Annotated in this window: 14 protein-coding genes and 2 tRNA genes; 9 read left to right on the top strand and 7 right to left on the bottom strand. The window is 68.8% G+C overall.

The features are described 5' to 3' along the window. Nucleotides 1-95: 95 nt before the first annotated feature. Nucleotides 96-1,394, bottom strand: coding sequence for an aldehyde dehydrogenase family protein (locus ON31_RS09335; protein ID WP_081592319.1), 1,299 nt, complete (start codon nt 1,392-1,394; stop codon nt 96-98). A gap of 247 nt (nt 1,395-1,641) precedes the next feature. On the opposite strand from ON31_RS09335, the gene ON31_RS09325 reads away from it, so the two are divergent. Next, nucleotides 1,642-2,694 (top strand): AraC family transcriptional regulator, encoded by a 1,053-nt coding sequence (locus ON31_RS09325; protein ID WP_063821452.1) that lies wholly within the window; start codon nt 1,642-1,644, stop codon nt 2,692-2,694. A 72-nt stretch (nt 2,695-2,766) separates the two neighbouring features. Here the strand turns inward: ON31_RS09325 and ON31_RS09320 are convergent. Next, nucleotides 2,767-2,840, bottom strand: a tRNA-Ile gene (locus ON31_RS09320). A gap of 192 nt (nt 2,841-3,032) precedes the next feature. Here ON31_RS09320 and ON31_RS09315 point away from each other — a divergent pair. The 3 genes from ON31_RS09315 (at nt 3,033) to ON31_RS09305 (ending at nt 5,229) form a co-directional block, all read left to right on the top strand. Further along, nucleotides 3,033-3,461 (top strand): nitroreductase family deazaflavin-dependent oxidoreductase, encoded by a 429-nt coding sequence (locus tag ON31_RS09315; RefSeq protein WP_029932712.1) that lies wholly within the window; start codon nt 3,033-3,035, stop codon nt 3,459-3,461. A gap of 173 nt (nt 3,462-3,634) precedes the next feature. Next, nucleotides 3,635-4,648, top strand: coding sequence for a TerC/Alx family metal homeostasis membrane protein (locus ON31_RS09310; RefSeq protein ID WP_039811608.1), 1,014 nt, complete (start codon nt 3,635-3,637; stop codon nt 4,646-4,648). A gap of 86 nt (nt 4,649-4,734) precedes the next feature. Further along, entirely contained in the window at nt 4,735-5,229 is a 495-nt protein-coding gene (locus ON31_RS09305) for a UCP032817 domain-containing protein (protein WP_039811606.1), read from the top strand. An 807-nt stretch (nt 5,230-6,036) separates the two neighbouring features. Here ON31_RS09305 and ON31_RS09295 read toward each other — a convergent pair. Genes ON31_RS09295 through ON31_RS09285 form a run of 3 tightly spaced genes read right to left on the bottom strand, consistent with a single transcriptional unit; the run spans nt 6,037 to nt 9,840 of the window. Then, nucleotides 6,037-7,806, bottom strand: a complete 1,770-nt coding sequence (locus ON31_RS09295; RefSeq protein WP_039811688.1) for an SDR family oxidoreductase — start codon at nt 7,804-7,806, stop codon at nt 6,037-6,039. 19 nt (nt 7,807-7,825) lie between these two features. Beyond that, the gene (locus ON31_RS09290) at nt 7,826-8,935 is read right to left on the bottom strand and encodes a PDR/VanB family oxidoreductase (RefSeq protein WP_039811603.1); all 1,110 of its coding nucleotides are present in this window, start codon (nt 8,933-8,935) and stop codon (nt 7,826-7,828) included. Beyond that, nucleotides 8,932-9,840 carry a metal-dependent hydrolase gene (locus tag ON31_RS09285; protein WP_039811601.1) on the bottom strand — a complete coding sequence of 303 codons (909 nt, stop codon included), beginning with the start codon at nt 9,838-9,840 and terminating at the stop codon, nt 8,932-8,934. The genes ON31_RS09290 and ON31_RS09285 overlap by 4 nt, the downstream gene beginning before the upstream one ends. A 166-nt stretch (nt 9,841-10,006) precedes the next feature. On the opposite strand from ON31_RS09285, the gene ON31_RS09280 reads away from it, so the two are divergent. Together ON31_RS09280 and ON31_RS09275 are read left to right on the top strand one after the other, a co-directional pair. After that, a complete protein-coding gene (locus tag ON31_RS09280; protein ID WP_039811598.1) occupies nt 10,007-10,519 on the top strand; it encodes a gluconokinase in 513 nt (170 codons plus the stop codon). Between the two features lie 66 nt (nt 10,520-10,585). Continuing rightward, nucleotides 10,586-11,047, top strand: a complete 462-nt coding sequence (locus ON31_RS09275) for a Dps family protein (protein ID WP_039811597.1) — start codon at nt 10,586-10,588, stop codon at nt 11,045-11,047. A gap of 13 nt (nt 11,048-11,060) precedes the next feature. On the opposite strand, the gene ON31_RS09270 is transcribed toward ON31_RS09275, so the two are convergent. Continuing rightward, nucleotides 11,061-12,062, bottom strand: coding sequence for a zinc-binding dehydrogenase (locus ON31_RS09270; protein ID WP_255222033.1), 1,002 nt, complete (start codon nt 12,060-12,062; stop codon nt 11,061-11,063). A 150-nt stretch (nt 12,063-12,212) separates the two neighbouring features. Between ON31_RS09270 and ON31_RS09265 the strand changes: the two genes are divergently transcribed. Next, nucleotides 12,213-12,285, top strand: a tRNA-Glu gene (locus ON31_RS09265). Between the two features lie 194 nt (nt 12,286-12,479). After that, nucleotides 12,480-13,397: a toprim domain-containing protein gene (locus ON31_RS09260; protein ID WP_039811595.1), complete on the top strand. Its 918-nt coding sequence runs from the start codon at nt 12,480-12,482 to the stop codon at nt 13,395-13,397. Here ON31_RS09260 and ON31_RS09255 read toward each other — a convergent pair whose 3' ends face one another. Next, entirely contained in the window at nt 13,398-14,411 is a 1,014-nt protein-coding gene (locus tag ON31_RS09255) for a YdcF family protein (RefSeq protein WP_039811593.1), read from the bottom strand. Between the two features lie 282 nt (nt 14,412-14,693). Here ON31_RS09255 and ON31_RS09250 point away from each other — a divergent pair, with 282 nt between their 5' ends. Continuing rightward, nucleotides 14,694-15,722 (top strand): FAD-dependent oxidoreductase, encoded by a 1,029-nt coding sequence (locus tag ON31_RS09250; protein WP_147287175.1) that lies wholly within the window; start codon nt 14,694-14,696, stop codon nt 15,720-15,722. Nucleotides 15,723-15,747: the final 25 nt, after the last annotated feature.

Raw genomic sequence — 15,747 nt, 5'->3', positions numbered from 1 at the left:
GCGTGCTCCTTTGCACAACTTCGCTGCCGAAAACCAGCCGACCAAATTTATACACGAGCGTAGCATTTTCGTCGAAGCAGCCGCCAGACCCGCCGCTACCTGGCGAAACCCGGTGGCGTCAGATGTATCGACACATCGTTCACGGTCACCTCGGGAGCCGTCAGGCGCGCCCGGACGTACCCGCCGGTCGCGTCGTCGGTGGTCCAGACGCTCACGCTCGGCCCGCACCAGGGCAGCGCGGTGCGCTCGATCGCCTCCTCCACATCGGCGACCCGCATGACCGGCAGCAGCGGTCCGAGCGTCTGCTGCGTCATCACCGCCATGGCCGGATCGGCGTCGGCGAGGACCGTCGGCTCGAAACGATTGCCCGTCCCCGCCCCGCCGATGCGCACCGACGCACCCTTCGTCACCGCGTCCTCGACCTGACCGGCCACGAATCGGACGTGGGCCGCGGAGGTCATGACGTAGGGGTCGGTGTCCTCGGGATCCTCGGCCCCGAAGGCCGCCACCTCGGTGCCGAGTTTGTCCAGAAACGCCTCGTAGACCGCGGATTCGACGAAGACGCGCTCGATGCTGTGATACCCCTGCCCGCATTCGGCGAGACCGCCCAGGGCCACCGCCGCGGCGGCGCGATCGAGATCGGCGTCGGCGAGCACGATCGCCGTGGATTTGCCGCCCAGCCCGAGTCGGCACGGGATCAGCCGGCTCGCGGCCCGCAGCGCCACCACCTTGCCGGTATCGGCCGAGCCGGTGAAGTGCACGTGGTCGACGGTGTCGAGGACGGCGGGTCCGGCCTCCGGACCGAGCGCGGCGGTGAGCACCGCCGGTGCGCCGACGCGCGCCCAGCCCGACACCACCTCGTTGACGGTCAACGGCGTCACACTCGACGGTTTGACGATCACCGAGCAGCCCGACAGCAGCGCCGGAACGGCGTCGAAGAGGCTGAGCGCCAGCGGATAGGTCCAGGGCGCGATCACCCCCACCACCGCGCAGCGGCGGTAGGAGATCGACAGGTGCACCCCCAGCGTCGGCATGCTGTGCGCCCGGGGGCGTTGTACGCCAAGGAATTCCGCGCCGTGGCTGCGGTGGTAGTCGATGGCCTCGACGGCCAGGTCGAATTCCCGCCGCGCCGCCGACACCGACTTTCCGGTTTCGCTCGCCAGCAGATCGGTGATGGCGTCGTCACTGTCCAGTAGCCATTCGCGGAATTGCGTCAGCCAGTGCAGGCGGCCGATGACACCCATTGCACGCCAGGGAATCTGGGCGGCCCGGAGGCGATTCACCGCGGTGTTCACCTGCTCGGGCGAATCCACCCAAACAGTTCCGACCGGTCGGCCATCATCCGGGGAATAAACGGTGATCGAAGATTCCCGGACGGTTTTCGTATGCGGCATTCCAGCTCACTTCAGACGAATCGGGAATGGAAGTGCCGCACCGCGATCGGGTGAGTCGGGGGCACACTGGGCGACTACCGGGGCGGATGACCGCCGCTCGCGGTGCGGCATAAAGTCACCGTACGTTCGCCGGGTACGCCCGAACAGCACACAATGGGCCAGGAACCGGCGAATATCGGCCGCACCGGCGACCGAATCGTCACCGAATCCGAACCACCGGCAGGGCGGATTCTGAGACGATTTCACCATGGACACGGACAGGGCGGACCAACCTACTCGATTGCGCTCCATCGTCGGTGCGGCCCTGTTGGCGGACTTCGCGAGCACCCGGGGGCTCGGTCTGCCCGAGGTGCTGCGCGATACCGGCATCCGGGAGAGCGATCTGAACGAACCCACTGCCGAGATCACCCTCGGCCAGGAGGTCGCACTCATGCGCAATGTGGTGCGCGGGGTGGGCGACGAACCCGGTCAGGGTTTGCTGGCCGGACTGCTGTGCCATCCGCCGAGTATGGGTGTGCTGGGCTTCGCGCTCATGACCTGTCCGACCTTCGGGCACGCGGTGGATATCGCCACCCGCTACGCCGACCTGTCGTTCACCGCCGCCCGGTTGTCCACCCGCCGGATCGGCGACGAGTTCTGGGTGCTGCGCGACGATCAGGCGCTGCCGTCCGATATCCGCACCTTCGCGCTGGAGCGGGACCTGGCCGCCGTGGCGACTGTGCAGCAGGATCTGCTGTCCACCAAACTCCCCGTCATGCGCGTGGAGGTCACCGTCGCCCCGCATCCCATCTACGAGATGTTCGGGGCCATCTTCGGCGTGGACGACATCCGCTTCGACGCCGAAACCAGCTACCTGGTGATTCCGTCGAGCACACTGGATATGCCTCTCCCCCAGGCGAATACCGCCACCGCCCGCTACTACGAGCAGCAGTGCGCCGACCTCATGGAGCGCCGCCGCAGCCGCGTCGGCGTCAGCGGCCAGGTCCGCAAACTGCTCATCCGCCGCGGCGGCGTCGCCGACCAGGCCCATGTCGCCGCCGATCTCGACATCAGCGTCCGCACCCTGCGCCGCCGCCTCGCCGACGAAGGCACCACCTTCCGCGAACTGAGCAACGAGACGGTCGGCATGCTCGCCGAGGAACTCCTCGTAGCCGGCCTCACGGTGGAGCAGGTCGCCGACCGCCTCGGCTACTCCAGCGTCTCCGCCTTCGGCTCGGCCTTCCGCTCCTGGAAAGGCCAGTCCCCCGGCCACTTCGCCCGCATCAACCGCGGCCGGGCGACAGTCCGGGTGGGCGCCTGATCGAGCAGCCGGACGACAGCGACCGCGAGTGCGGGAAGTGGGCCTGGCCACCGCCCGTCAGGCGGATATGAGTGGGGCGGGCGGGGCTCGAACCCGCGACCAATGGATTATGAGTCCACGGCTCTAACCGACTGAGCTACCGCCCCTGACCGCCGCATTCCTGCGCGGGCTCGGGTGATGTTATCGCTTCGGGCGCGTTGATGCCTACTCCGCCCCGCCCAGGGCGCTGATACCCGCCGATCGGGTGCTCCACGGCGGGCGAGTGTCGTGGAAGACTCGGGCTGGACCGGACAGGCGGTTGCTCACGGTCCGGTACCGACCCAGTGCAGGAGGATTCGATGGCCAATCTGTTCACGAGGGTGTTGCGGGCCCATCAGTGGCTCTACGAGAAGAGTGGTGGGGTGGTGGGGCATCGGCTGTTGTTCGGCAACCCCACGTTGCTGCTGCGGACGGTGGGGCGGAAGACGGGGGTGGAGCGGACGAATGCGTTGACCTATGCGCGGGATGGGAAGGATTATCTGGTGACCGCGTCGAATGGTGGGTCGCCGCGGCCGCCGGGGTGGTTGGCGAATGTGAAGGCCAAGGGGGACTGTGAGATTCAGGTGGGGACCACGCGGATTCCGGTGACGGCGCGGGCCACGTATCCGGAGGATCCGGAGTACGCGCGGCGGTGGGCGCTGGTGGACGAGGTCAACAAGGGCAGGTACACGGCGTATCAGAAGCAGACGTCGCGGCCGATCGCGGTGGTGGTGCTCAGCCCCCGCTGATCGGACAAATTGGACACGAGGCTATGGGGCGGCTATCCTCGGCCGCGAGGGGAGTACTTCCCAAGCATCACTCCGGTCAGTACGGATCGCGCCGTCGCGATCCCCGGATGATCACCCGCGGCTCTCGCGGGTGAAGGAGACCTCGGCTGGTTATCCATGTCCGAGGAGTCTCTGTGTCCAATGTCTCTGTGCTCGCCGCCGCCACGAGTGTCGAATCCGTTGGTACGCCCGGTTTGTGGGCGTTGACCATTGTCGGCGTACTCGGCCTGCTGGTGCTCGATTTCGTGCTGACGCGGCGACCGCACGAGGTGTCCATGCGGGAGGCGATGGGATGGACCATCTTCTACATCGCCCTGCCCGTGGCCTTCGGCGTATACCTGTGGGCGAGTAGGGGTTCCACGCCGGGCGTGGAGTTCTTCACCGGCTATCTGCTCGAGAAATCGCTGTCGGTCGACAACCTGTTCGTCTTCATGCTGCTGTTGACGGCGTTCGCCGTGCCCGCGGCACTGGCGCAGCGGGTGCTGTTGTTCGGCATCGCGGGTGCGCTGGTACTGCGCGGCATCTTCATCGCGCTGGGCGCGGCGGCGCTGGCCACGCTGGACTGGGCATTCCTGCTGTTCGGGCTGATCCTGCTGGTCACCGCGATCAAGCTGATCCTCGACGCCATCGGCGGCGGCGAGACCGAGATCGACGTGAACTCCATGAAGTCGGTCCGGCTGATGCGCCGGTTCATGCCGGTGACCGACGGCTACCGAGGCACCCGGCTGACCATCGTGGAGCACGGCAAGCGCGCCCTGACCCCGCTGGCGCTGGTGGTCGCCGCCGTCATGGCCACCGATCTGGTGTTCGCGGTGGACTCGGTGCCCGCCGTCTACGGCGTCACGGGTGACCCGTACCTGGTGTTCGCCACCAACGCGTTCGCGCTACTCGGTTTGCGCGCACTGTATTTCGTGCTGCACGCGGCGCTGACGCGCCTGGTGCACCTAGTCTACGGTCTGGCGATCATTCTCGCCTTCATCGGCGTGAAGCTGGTGCTGCACTGGGCGCACGACATCTGGAGCGGCGTGCCGACCATCCCGACCCTGGCGTCGCTGGGCGTGATCGTGGCGGTGCTGACGACCGTGACGCTCACCAGCCTGTACGCCACTCGCGACCGCGCGGGCGACAAGGCCGAGCTGGCCGGTTGACGAGCGCCGGGTGCGGGACGGCCCGCGGCCGCCCCGGGAATTCCCGTGTGGTGCCCCGTCGCCGCGCCGTCGTACGGTGAATCGTGTTGCGTGGACTCGGTAATCGCCCTCGAATCGACCGGATCAACAGCGCGGTGGACGCACTGGAGTTGCGGGACGCGATCTTCAAGACCTGTCCGTGGCAGCCGCGTGAGCTGGTGGAGACCGGTCTGCGGCAGTGGCTGCGGTGCTGCGGCGCGGCGCTGCGGGACGACCAGGTGATCGGCATGCCGTCCCATGCCGTGGACGAGGCGTGGCACGGGTTCATCCTGTGCACGCTGCGCTATCAGCGCTTCTGCGACACCGCGTACGGGCGGTTCCTGCACCACTTTCCGGAGGGCGAGGGCTCCCGGGGCGCGGTCGTCGACCCCATGGCGGAGCAGCTCGGCCGGACCGTGGTGGCCTGGTCGATGGTCGCCCGGCCCGGCGAGAGCTGCGTGCTGTGGGATCTGGATTCCCGGGTGGGCGTCGCGCGGCCGTGGGGTATTCCCGCCGAGCGCGTCGCCCTGATCGAGGAATCGCTACGGCCGGATTCGCGGTAGCGGCACGGCTGACGGTTCAGCTGCCGCCGCCCCCGCAACCGCCGCCCCCGCCGCAGCCGGAGCTACCGCTGCTCCCGGAATCGCCTCCACCCCAATCGCTGCCGCCGTAACCGCTCCCGCCCCCGTACCCGCTGCCACCCGTGTAGCCGCCGCCCGCGTACCCGCCACCCGCGTACCCGCCTGAGCGTCGATACCTGCCCGCTCGCGCGCTCCCTTGGCTGTATCGCTGCTGCCGTGCCTTCTCCGAGTTCCGCTTGCTGGACCGGATGAACAACCCGATCACCGAGCCCACCAGCAGCACTGCCACCAGAAATATGAACAGATCCATATCGTTCCCCTCCCCCGGGTGCCGACACCTTCGATTGTCGGATAGCGAAACGCTACCAGTCCCGGCCGACACCGCGCAGACCCATTTTCGGGGTGATTGAACCGCGAGGGCTCCGGGTACGGCGGGGCTATTCACCACCTCCGCCCCCGCCCCCTCCTCCCCCGCCGCAACCCGAGCCGCCATCACTCTCGGACCCGCCGATATAGCCGCCGTCCTTCCCACCGACGGCACGGCCTCCCTCCCACCTACTCCGGCGTCGCCTCCGCTCCGGCAGCGCCCCGGAGGTCCGCCCGAGCCACGCGATGAACAGCCCTACAGCCACCAGCAGCACAAGCACCGCTATCAATACGTCCATGCCCGAACGCTAAGGCGTGACCGTCTGTGCCGCTATCGTTTTCGGCTCAGCGCGACAACGGCCGGTCCGCAGACGCGGACCGGCCGTCTCCCGGACACCCACCGGGAGTTCGTGCGCTTCGCGGCTAGGTCAGCTTGACCCGGGCCGCGAAGAAGCGGGCGATGGCCGGGGCGAACCGGTTGAAGCGGTATTGCAGGTGCGCCTCGGGGGTCACCGGGACCACGGCACGTCCCTTCTCGACGGCCTTGACGATCTGGGCGGCGACCTTCTCCGGGCCGTAGCGCCGGGCCGCGTAGAGCTTGTCGTAGCGCTGCTGCTTGGCGGCTTCCTCCTCGGCGGAGACACCCGAGAAGCGGGTGGTGGCAACGATATTGGTGTGCACGATGCCGGGGCAGATGGTGTGCACGCCGATGCCCTTGCCCGCCAGCTCCGCGCGCAGGCAGTCGGAGAACATGAAGACGGCCGACTTGCTGGTGGAGTAGGCGCTGAAGCCGCGCTGCGGGGTGTAGGCGGCCATGGAGGACAGGTTCACGATATGTCCGCCGAGTCCGCGCTCGGCCATGGCCTTGCCGAAGGCGCGGCAGCCGTTGACGACGCCGTGCAGGTTGATGTTCAGCACCCGGTCGAATTCCGCCGCGGGCGTGTCGAAGAAGTCCCCGGCCTGGCCCACCCCGGCATTGTTGATCAGGATGTCGGGCACCCCGTGCGCGGCGATCACGGCGGCGGCGTGTTCGGCGACGGCCGCCTCATCCGCTACGTCCAGTTGGTAGGCGTGTGCCGTACCTCCTTCGCGCGCAATGAGTTCCGCGGTCTCCTTGGCGGCGTCGAGGTTGATGTCGGAGAGCACCACCTCGGCTCCCTTGCGGGCGAAGGCGAGCGCGGTCTCCCGGCCGATGCCGCTGCCGCCGCCGGTGATGACCAGCAGTTGATCCTCGAATTCGCGCTGCTGCCTGCCGACTTCGGCGCGTCGCAGCCCGCGGACGGCCTCCCCGGTCCGCAGTGATTCGATCATCTCGGTGGTGGCGGTGGCCAACAGTTCGGGGTGGGAGAACGGCAGCCAGTGCCCGCCGCCGACCTCGCGGCGGAACAGGGTGGGGGCCCAGTCCTGCTCGTTGTCGTAGCCGGCGGGCCGCACCGCCACATCGCGGCGCGCGATGATCAGCTGCACCGGCACCTCGGTGCGGCGCTCCCGCGGATCGGCCAGGCGGCGCGGGATGTTCGCGCGGTAGATGCGCATTCCGTCGAAGAAGTCGCGCCGGAACTCGGGGCCGAGCGTGATGTTCGCGGGTGAGGTCTCGTTCATCAGCCCGACGAAGCGAGACCACATCTTCTCGGTCCCCAGCGGCTTGAGCACCACGCGCGGCACCCCGGGGGTCATGAAGAGTCCCGTGTAGAGCGAGGACAGCAGCTGCGTGAACGGCCCCCACACCTTGCCGCGCGAGAGTTCCCCGCGCACCCACGCGCCCAGGTGATCGAGGTTGGGGCCGGACACCGAGGTGAAGGAGGCCACGCGCGCGGCGGCCCGCGGCTCGCACACCGCCTCCCACACCTGGACCGAACCCCAGTCGTGGGCGAGGACGTGGACGGGCCGGTCCGGGCTCACCGCGTCGGCGACGGCGAAGAAGTCGGACGCGAACCGCTCCAGGCGGTAGTCCTCGGTGCGGTCGGTGCGGGTGGAACGCCCGTGGCCGCGGGTGTCGTAGGTGACCACGTGGAAGCGGTCGGCCAGCAGCGGCACCACGCGATCCCACAGGTGGTTGTCGTCGGGCCAGCCGTGCACGAGCAGCACGGTCTCGTTCGACGGCTCCCCGTATTCGTAGACGGCGATGTCGAAGTCGTCATTGCGTACCAGCCGCTGGGACGCCGGGGTGATGGTCGGTTGATCGGTCACGATCGTCTCCTGGGGTGGGGTGCTAGAGGTCCAGCACCAGTCGTTCACCGCCGCAGCGGGATACACAGATCAGCATGTCGCCCGCCGCGCGCTCGGCGTCGGTGAGCACGGTGTCGCGGTGGTCGACGTCGGTGGACAGCGCCGTCACCCGGCAGGTGCGGCAGAAGCCCTGGCGGCACGAATACGCCAGGTCGGGGCGGACTTTCAGTACTTGTTCGAGCACCGATTTGTCGGCGGGCACGTCGACGACCGTGCCGCTGCGGGCCAGCTCGACCCGGAAGGCGGTGCCGTTCACCACCGGCGGCGCGGAGAAACGTTCGGAGTACAGTTCCACGCCCGGCCGCTGCGCGACCGCCTCGGCGATGACGCGGGTCATCACCACCGGTCCACAGCAGTACACCGAGGTGTCGGCTCCCGCTCCGTGCAAAAGGTCGGCGGCCGTGGGCAATCCGTGCTCGTCATCGGTGCGGACCGTGACCCGGGAGCCGAAGGACTCCACCTCGTCGAGGAAGGGGATGGTGTCGCGGGAACGTCCGACGTACACCATGCTCCAGTCCACGCCGAGCCGCTGCGCCATCCGCACCATGGGCAGGATCGGGGTGATGCCGATGCCGCCCGCCACGAAATGCACTCGGCTGGCGGAGGATCCGTATCCGGGCAGGACGAAGGGGAAGGCATTGCGTGGCCCGCGCACGGTCACCGGCGTGCCGACGGGCAGCGCCTCGTGCACCTCCCGTGAACCGCCGAGCCCGTCGGGGATGCGCCGCACCGCGATGCGGTAGCTGTGCCGGTCGGCGGGGTCGCCGCACAGCGAGTACTGCCGAACTTTGCCGGAGGGCAGTTCCAGGTCCAGATGCGCGCCCGGCCGCCAGGCGGGCAGCGCACGACCGTCGGGGGCGGTGAACATGATGCTGACGACGTCGTTGTCCCGCGCCTCGACGCGGCGTTCGGTGACGATCAACGGCGTGCGCCGGTCGTCCACCCGGCCCTGCGGAGCCTTCCGGTTGACCACCGTGGTCCAGCGCAGCCGGGTTTCGGCGATCAGGTCCAGCACCCGGGTGGCGCGGTCGCTGCGGGGTTTGCCGAAGAGGTCGAGCGGCGCGGCGGTGGGCACCGGACGCGATGCCGTCACGACGCCGCCCGGCGCGCCGCCGGGGATTGCGCCAGATAGGCGATGGCCTGCGCGGTGGAGCCGACCGTCTCCGGGCTGTATCCCGGTTTGAAGGTGGACAGCGCGCTCACCAGCAGCGACGGCACACCGGGCAGCGCACCCCGCCACATGGCGGCGAAGATGCGCCCGACCAGCCGCGGGTAGCGATGGTTGGGCAGCGACTCGTCCTGGTGCACAAGGTATTTGGTACCGCGCAGCAGCAGCGCGATGAAGATCGGGAAGACCATCAGCATGAGCGCGCCGCGTCGCACGTAGCCGACCTCGAAGTATTCGGCCACGTCGTGGGCGACCATGCGGTGTTCGACCTCTTCGGCCCCGTGCCAGCGGAACAGGTCCAGCATCTGCGGGTCGGCGTCGAACCGCTCCAGCTCGGCGTTGATCACCCAGTCGCCCAGGAACGCGAAGAAGTGCTCGAGGGCCGCGATCACGCCGAGCCGCTCCACCAGATGCTGGCGGGCGGCGGCCTCGGTGTCGAACTCGCGTGGGCCGAGCGTCTTGCGGAAGAGGTATTCCGCCTGCCGCACATACGGTTCCACGTCGATGCCGTGCGTCTTCAGTACGTTTTCGAGTACGCCGTTGTGGCTTTCGGCGTGCATGGATTCCTGGCCGATGAAGCCGATCATGGCCTCGCGCAGCTTCTCGTCCCGCACCAGCGGAAGGGCCTCGCCGAAGGTGACCAGGAACATGCGCTCCCCCTCGGGCAGCAGCATGCTCAGGGCATTGAGCACGTGGGAGGCGACCGGCTCGCGCCGCATCCAGACGGGCTCGGTCGCGGCCCAGTCGAACTGCACGTTGCGTGCGTTGAGGGCTACCTCACCGGGATCGGTCGTCGCCGTGCGGCGGCCCATATTCGGAAGTAGCTTCATCGATACTCCTGGTCATCGTCGTACCCGCGACCGGGGGTGATGCCCGCGGCCGCCGTTGCTACGTGAGCGTAGCAACAGTCTAGCCGTTTATGCGACTGCGAGTAACAGCTAGTTTTCTCCGGCGCGATGACCAGGGCACGACGATACCGGCACTAGGGTTCGAATCATGACCGCGCAAGCCCCGCAGATCGTGGTAATGGGAGTGGCGGGCTCCGGGAAGACGACCGTCGGAACCCTGCTCGCCCACGCGCTGGGCGTCGAGTACGGCGAGGGCGACGATTTCCACCCCGAAGCCAATGTGGCCAAGATGGCGTCCGGCGTACCGCTGAACGATACCGATCGCGCACCGTGGCTCGATGCACTGGCCGGGTGGCTGGCCGACCGACGCAGCACGGGCGCGGTACTGACCTGCTCGGCGCTCAAACAGAGCTACCGCGATCGACTGCGCGCGGCCGCGCCCGACCTGTTCTTCGTGCACCTGGCCGCGCCCCGGGACGAACTGGAGCGCCGCCTCACCTCCCGCAAGGGCCATTTCATGGGGGCGCGGATGCTCGACTCCCAACTCGCCGTCCTGCGGCCGCTGACCGACGACGAATCCGGGATCACCCTGGACGCCACGCTGCCGCCGGCCGACCTGGTCGAGCAGATCCGCACGGCCCTTCCCACGACGGTCGCATAGGTCCCGGCGAGGTGGGTAGCTCCTCGGTGACCCCCGAGGAAGGAGACCCCCGTGCAACAGCCCGTGATGACCACACTCGACACCGAGCAGCAGCGGATCGCCGGTGAGGCACTGAGCGGCACCGTGGTGGACCTCATCGACCTGACGCTCATCGCCAAGCAGGCGCACTGGAACGTGACCGGCCGCAACTTCCGCCCGCTGCACCTGGCGCTCGACGAACTGGTCGCCTCCGCACGGACATTCACCGACGATGCCGCCGAGCGCGCCACCGCCATCGGCGTCAGCCCGGACGGCCGCGCCCGCACCGTGGCCGAGCAGGCCGGAACCACCGGCTTCCCGGCGGGATGGGTGCGCGACGCCGACGTGATCGACAAGATCACCGACAACCTGACCGAGGTGATCGGCCGCCTCCGCCAGCGCGTCGACGCCACCGAGAAGGCCGACCCGGTCACCCAGGACGTGCTGATCGACATCACCGCCCGGCTGGAGCAGTTGCACTGGATGTGGCAGGTGCAGCGGGAGGAGTGAGGCGCTCGGCGCTTCACACGGTCAGCACGGTCCGCCCCACCGCCGTGCGCGCTTCGATCGCCGCGTGCGCCGCCGATGCCCGGTCGAGCGGGAAGGTCTGGCCGACCACGACCTCCAGCCGTCCGGCCGCCACCGACGCGAGGGCACGGCCGAGGGCTGGTTCCCAATCGATGTCGGACTTGGTGAGTTCCAGCAGGCCCACGATGGTGATGTCGCGCGCGGCCGCGTCCTCGTGATCGAAGTCCGCGAAACCGCCTGCGGCATTGCCGAATCCGATGATCCGCGCGCCGCGCGCCATGGTAGCCAGCGCGCGGCTGCCGAGATCGCCTCCCGCGCCGTCGAAGACGATGTCGACACCCGCCCCACCCAACGCGGACCGCACGCGGTCGGTCCAGTCCGGCTCGCTGTAGTCGACCACGGCGTCAGCACCCAACCGTTGCGCCAGTTGGAGTTTGGCGCGGCCGCGAGCCGCGGCGACGACGGTCGCCCCGGCCGCCTTGGCAACCTGGACCAGCAGGGTTCCGACACCGCCACCGGCCGCGGTGATCAGCACCCGCGAGTCCGGCCCGATTCCCGCCACCTCCGCCACGGTGAGGGCGGTGCGCCCGTCGTGCACCAGCGCGGCCGCCTGGGTGAAGTCCACCCCCTCCGGAATCACGGTCAGCGCCTCGGCCTTGGCCAGCGCCCGTTCCGCGTAGCCGCCGACCGGTTTGCCACCGCCGACGGCGCTGGCCGCGGTAGCGGTGGCGACCCGACGCCCGATCCAGCTCGCATCGACGCCCGCGCCGACCGCGCGCACCACGCCCGCGACCGCGCCACCCGGCACATACGGCGGCGTGACCGGAAAGAAGTCCACTCCCGAGCCGCTGCGCAACACCACATCGAGGAACATCACATCGGCTGCCGCCACCTCGACCACCACCTCGCCCGGACCGGCCGTCGGATCGGCGACCTCGGTCACCGTCAGTACCTCGGGACCACCGAACGCCTTCGCCTCGACTGCTCGCATTGCCATGCCTCCCTGCCGTTTCGAACATCCGCAACGGCCTCCATCCTCAAACCTCGAGATACGTTCAGGTCAAGGCCATCGCGCCGATTTCGCATTGGGCGAACGATCGGTTAAGCTAGCGGAGCTTCCGAGATCGAGAGATCGAAGGACAGTCCTGGCCCCGTCGTCTAGCGGCCTAGGACGCCGCCCTCTCAAGGCGGTAGCGCGGGTTCAAATCCCGTCGGGGCTACTACGAAGGCTCCCGGTCGAATCAGACCGGGAGCCTTCTGCTTTCCGGCGACCTGCTGTCCGGGCCACCTTCTTTCCGCCGGAAGGTCACGAAAGCCGCTCGAATCGTCCACCGCCGCCCCCGGTACGTACAGGCGCAAGCGACGTTCGCATCGGCCCCTCCCCCGAGGTACACCGGAATCGGGAGGACACACCATGGGCACCAACCGATCCTGGGACACCATAACCGGCGCGCTCGACCGGGTCAGCGGCCCCGGCCGCGCCAGCGGCGAGTGGACCCGCTACCTGTGTCCGGTGCACGAGGGTGACGGACGCCGCCACCACCCCTCGCTCGGGGTCGTCTACGACCGGAAGAAGGGACGAACCGTCGTCCGCTGCTTCGCCGGATGTCCGGACGAGCGGGTCCTGGAACGGCTCGGACTGCGGGTGCGCGATCTGTTCGACCGACCGCTCCCGCACGCCGCGCGCACGCCGCGACCGCGCCCGGAACCCTCCATCGCCGATCGCGCCCTGCTGGCCGCCGGGCTGCCGCTCGCCACGCCCACCCGCGATCTGGGACGCCCACTCGGCGCGCCCCGTCGGGTCGCCGTCTATGTGTACGAACGGCTCGACGGGCGGCCGGTGGGTCGCGTCCACCGCATGCACATTCCCCATGAGCGCGGCCGGGCGAAAACCTTCTGGCAGCAGCGCATGACCGACAGTGGTTGGCGGCGCGGCGGATTCGCGCGCATCCCCTTCCAGCTGCCGACGATCGTGCCCGCGGTGCGCGCGGGCGCCGACATCTTCGTCTGCGAGGGCGAACGGGATGTGCTCACCGCCCGCCACTGCGGGGTGTACGCCACCTGCAATGCGGGCGGCGCGCTCGGCTGGCACCCCGAACACGCGACCTGGCTGCGCGGGGCGCGGCGGGTGATCATCGTCGCGGACCGGGACGCGCCGGGCTACCGGCGGGCCGTCCGGGTGGCGACCACACTGGTGGGTTCGGTCGCGCAGCTCCGCGTGGTCGAGGCACGGGACGGCAAGGACCTCACCGATCACTGCGATGCCGGACATCAGATCAGCGAACTCGATCCGGTCCCGCTGCTGGACGCCCACTATCGACGACGCCGCTAGCTATTGCTCACCCGGAATGGCCGCGAGGATCAGCACCAGCAGCGGCGGTGCCGCCGCGAGCGCCACACAGACCGTCAGATAGAACCATTTGTGCTCGAAGAGGATGCCGACGAACTCGCGCAGCACCGCGCTCGGCAGGTAGTACAGCGCGGTCGGTGATCCGACCACCGCGGCGTCCAAGCCCATTCGACGCGCCAGGATCGCGGTACGCAGGGCGTGGAAATTGCTCGTCACCAACAACATTCGGGTACTGATTCCACGCTCGGCGAGCAGTTGCCGGGTGAACAGCAGGTTCTCGCGCGTCGTCGCGGAACGGTTCTCCCGCAGGATGGCGGCGTCGGGCAGTCCGCGGTCGATGAGGTAGCCCGCCATGGCGTCGGCCTCGGCCAACTCCTCGTCGGAGCCCTTGCCGCCGCTGGTGACCAGCAGTGGCCGATACCCGGAGGCGACCTCGGCCGCGTACACCTCGAGTGCCTTGTCCAGACGGCTGGCCAGCAGCGGCGGCACCCGGGAGCCGATCAGCCCCGAACCGTGCACCACGATCGCGCCCGCACCGCGCGCGGCGGGCAGGCGCAGATAGACGAACGAGTACAGCAGGAAGGCCAGCAGCAGGAAGCCGATGAAGCTGACCACCAGCGTGCCCGAGGCCAGCACCACCGCCAGCCACAGATTCCCGCTGACGAGCGCCACCACGAACAGCACATACGGTGCGGCGAGGGCGATACCGAGTCCGAGGGACAGCAGGTTCGCCACCCGCCGACCCTCCCGACGCGCCATGTGCACGCCGTTCGCCATGAGCAGACCGGCGAGTACGAGCACCAGCAGCGGCGACAGCATCACCAGCAACGCGGCGAGAACGGCGAGCATGCTCTCGGAGTCGTAGTCCACCACGCCGATCACACCGAAGATGAGCGCGGCGAGCAGCACCACCCCGTTGACCAGCCGCCGCGGCTCCCGGACGACCAGGACAACGAATACCCCCAGCAGAGCGAGACCGAGCAGCAGCGCTATCACTCCGCCACGGTAGCCGCGCCGCAGCTCGCCGCCCCGGCTCGGCGCGCCGCATACGGAACGGTCACCGGAAATTCGCACGGCCGCATACCCGGCAATAACGGAGCGTAAGCCGCATAGCGGACAACATATTCCAACTCGACCGAAGAAAACCGGAATCCGACCTAGGCTCGATTCCAGCAACCCCGAGTGTGCTGGTCATTTGCTATGCGCTCGTACAGGGATCGGCTATCGTCGGGGAGGCCGGTCGGGAATGGTGTCGACCGGTAGCGGTCAGGAGGTGCTGTGGTCACGATCATCGGCGGCGGAATCGCCGGAACAGTACTGGCTGGAGCGCTGGCCTGCCACGAAAGGACGGCCCGGGTATTCGAGCGGCGCACGCCGGGCGGCGACGGGTCATTCCTTGTTCTGGACCGGCATGCTCATGATGTGCTGGCGGAACTCGAAGTACCGTCGGCCGCACTGATGGCGGCGTCGTATCCGGTCTCCGGGTTCCGCTTCCACTACCTGGCACCGGGCCGGGGCGAACTGAACAGTCGCGGGCATCGGCTGTATCGGCGACCCGAACTCATGCGCGCGCTCACCGAATTCGCCCGCGGCGCGGGCGCTGATCTGCATTTCGACACACCGGTCACCGATATCGATCCGACCAGCGGCACCGTGCGCAGCGGCAATCATGTCGTCGCCATCGACGATCTGGTGATCGCCGCCGACGGCGTCGACTCCGTGGGGCGCACCCGCCTGGAGCCGGAACGCACCCCCGAATACGCCGGGCAGGTCATCTTCTACGGCACCACGATCACACCCGTCCGCCTGTCGACCGAACCGTCGGTACTGCACTTCGACGGCCGCCTCGGCGCGGGCATCCTGCCGACCAGCAGTTTCGGACACCTCTGGAACGACGAGGCCGCCTTCTGGTTCGCGCGCCTGACCCGACCGCCGATACCTCAGCGGGAGACCGGATTCCATCCGGTCTCGGTCTGGGCCGAGCACATTCGCGCCGCCGCACCCGATACCGACATCATCGACCAACTGCTCGATCACACCGAGACCCTGCACGTCTCCAATGCTCGAACGGTCCCCTTCGACACCGCGAAGCCGCCGCAGCCGCCGCTGATCCTGTGCGGTGACGCCGACCACGCCATCACCCCTGCCGCCGGGCGCGGAGCATGCGAGGCCATCGACGATGCGGACGCACTGCATCGCGCCCTCCTGACCGGCTCGGATCCGGCCGCGGCCATGGTGGTGCGGCGGCGGCGCATCGCGGCCGAGCGGGAGGAGGCGCAGCGGCTGTACGCGCGGGCGCGCTCGTAGGGAGCGGGGCGTACGTTCTCCCGGT

This window comes from Nocardia otitidiscaviarum NBRC 14405, from assembly GCF_000308635.1.
In the GTDB taxonomy this organism is placed as follows: domain Bacteria; phylum Actinomycetota; class Actinomycetes; order Mycobacteriales; family Mycobacteriaceae; genus Nocardia; species Nocardia otitidiscaviarum.
This window is presented reverse-complemented; position numbering and strand designations above follow the sequence as displayed.

What these genes read in the sequence shown, in the direction of transcription:
- ON31_RS09260 (WP_039811595.1), top strand. Translation starts at nt 12,480, where the DNA reads ATGGGCACCAACCGATCCTGGGACACCATAACCGGCGCGCTCGACCGG.
- ON31_RS09270 (WP_255222033.1), bottom strand. Translation starts at nt 12,062, where the DNA reads ATGGCAATGCGAGCAGTCGAGGCGAAGGCGTTCGGTGGTCCCGAGGTA.
- ON31_RS09335 (WP_081592319.1), bottom strand. Translation starts at nt 1,394, where the DNA reads ATGCCGCATACGAAAACCGTCCGGGAATCTTCGATCACCGTTTATTCC.
- ON31_RS09315 (WP_029932712.1), top strand. Translation starts at nt 3,033, where the DNA reads ATGGCCAATCTGTTCACGAGGGTGTTGCGGGCCCATCAGTGGCTCTAC.
- ON31_RS09275 (WP_039811597.1), top strand. Translation starts at nt 10,586, where the DNA reads ATGACCACACTCGACACCGAGCAGCAGCGGATCGCCGGTGAGGCACTG.
- ON31_RS09285 (WP_039811601.1), bottom strand. Translation starts at nt 9,840, where the DNA reads ATGAAGCTACTTCCGAATATGGGCCGCCGCACGGCGACGACCGATCCC.
- ON31_RS09325 (WP_063821452.1), top strand. Translation starts at nt 1,642, where the DNA reads ATGGACACGGACAGGGCGGACCAACCTACTCGATTGCGCTCCATCGTC.
- ON31_RS09280 (WP_039811598.1), top strand. Translation starts at nt 10,007, where the DNA reads ATGACCGCGCAAGCCCCGCAGATCGTGGTAATGGGAGTGGCGGGCTCC.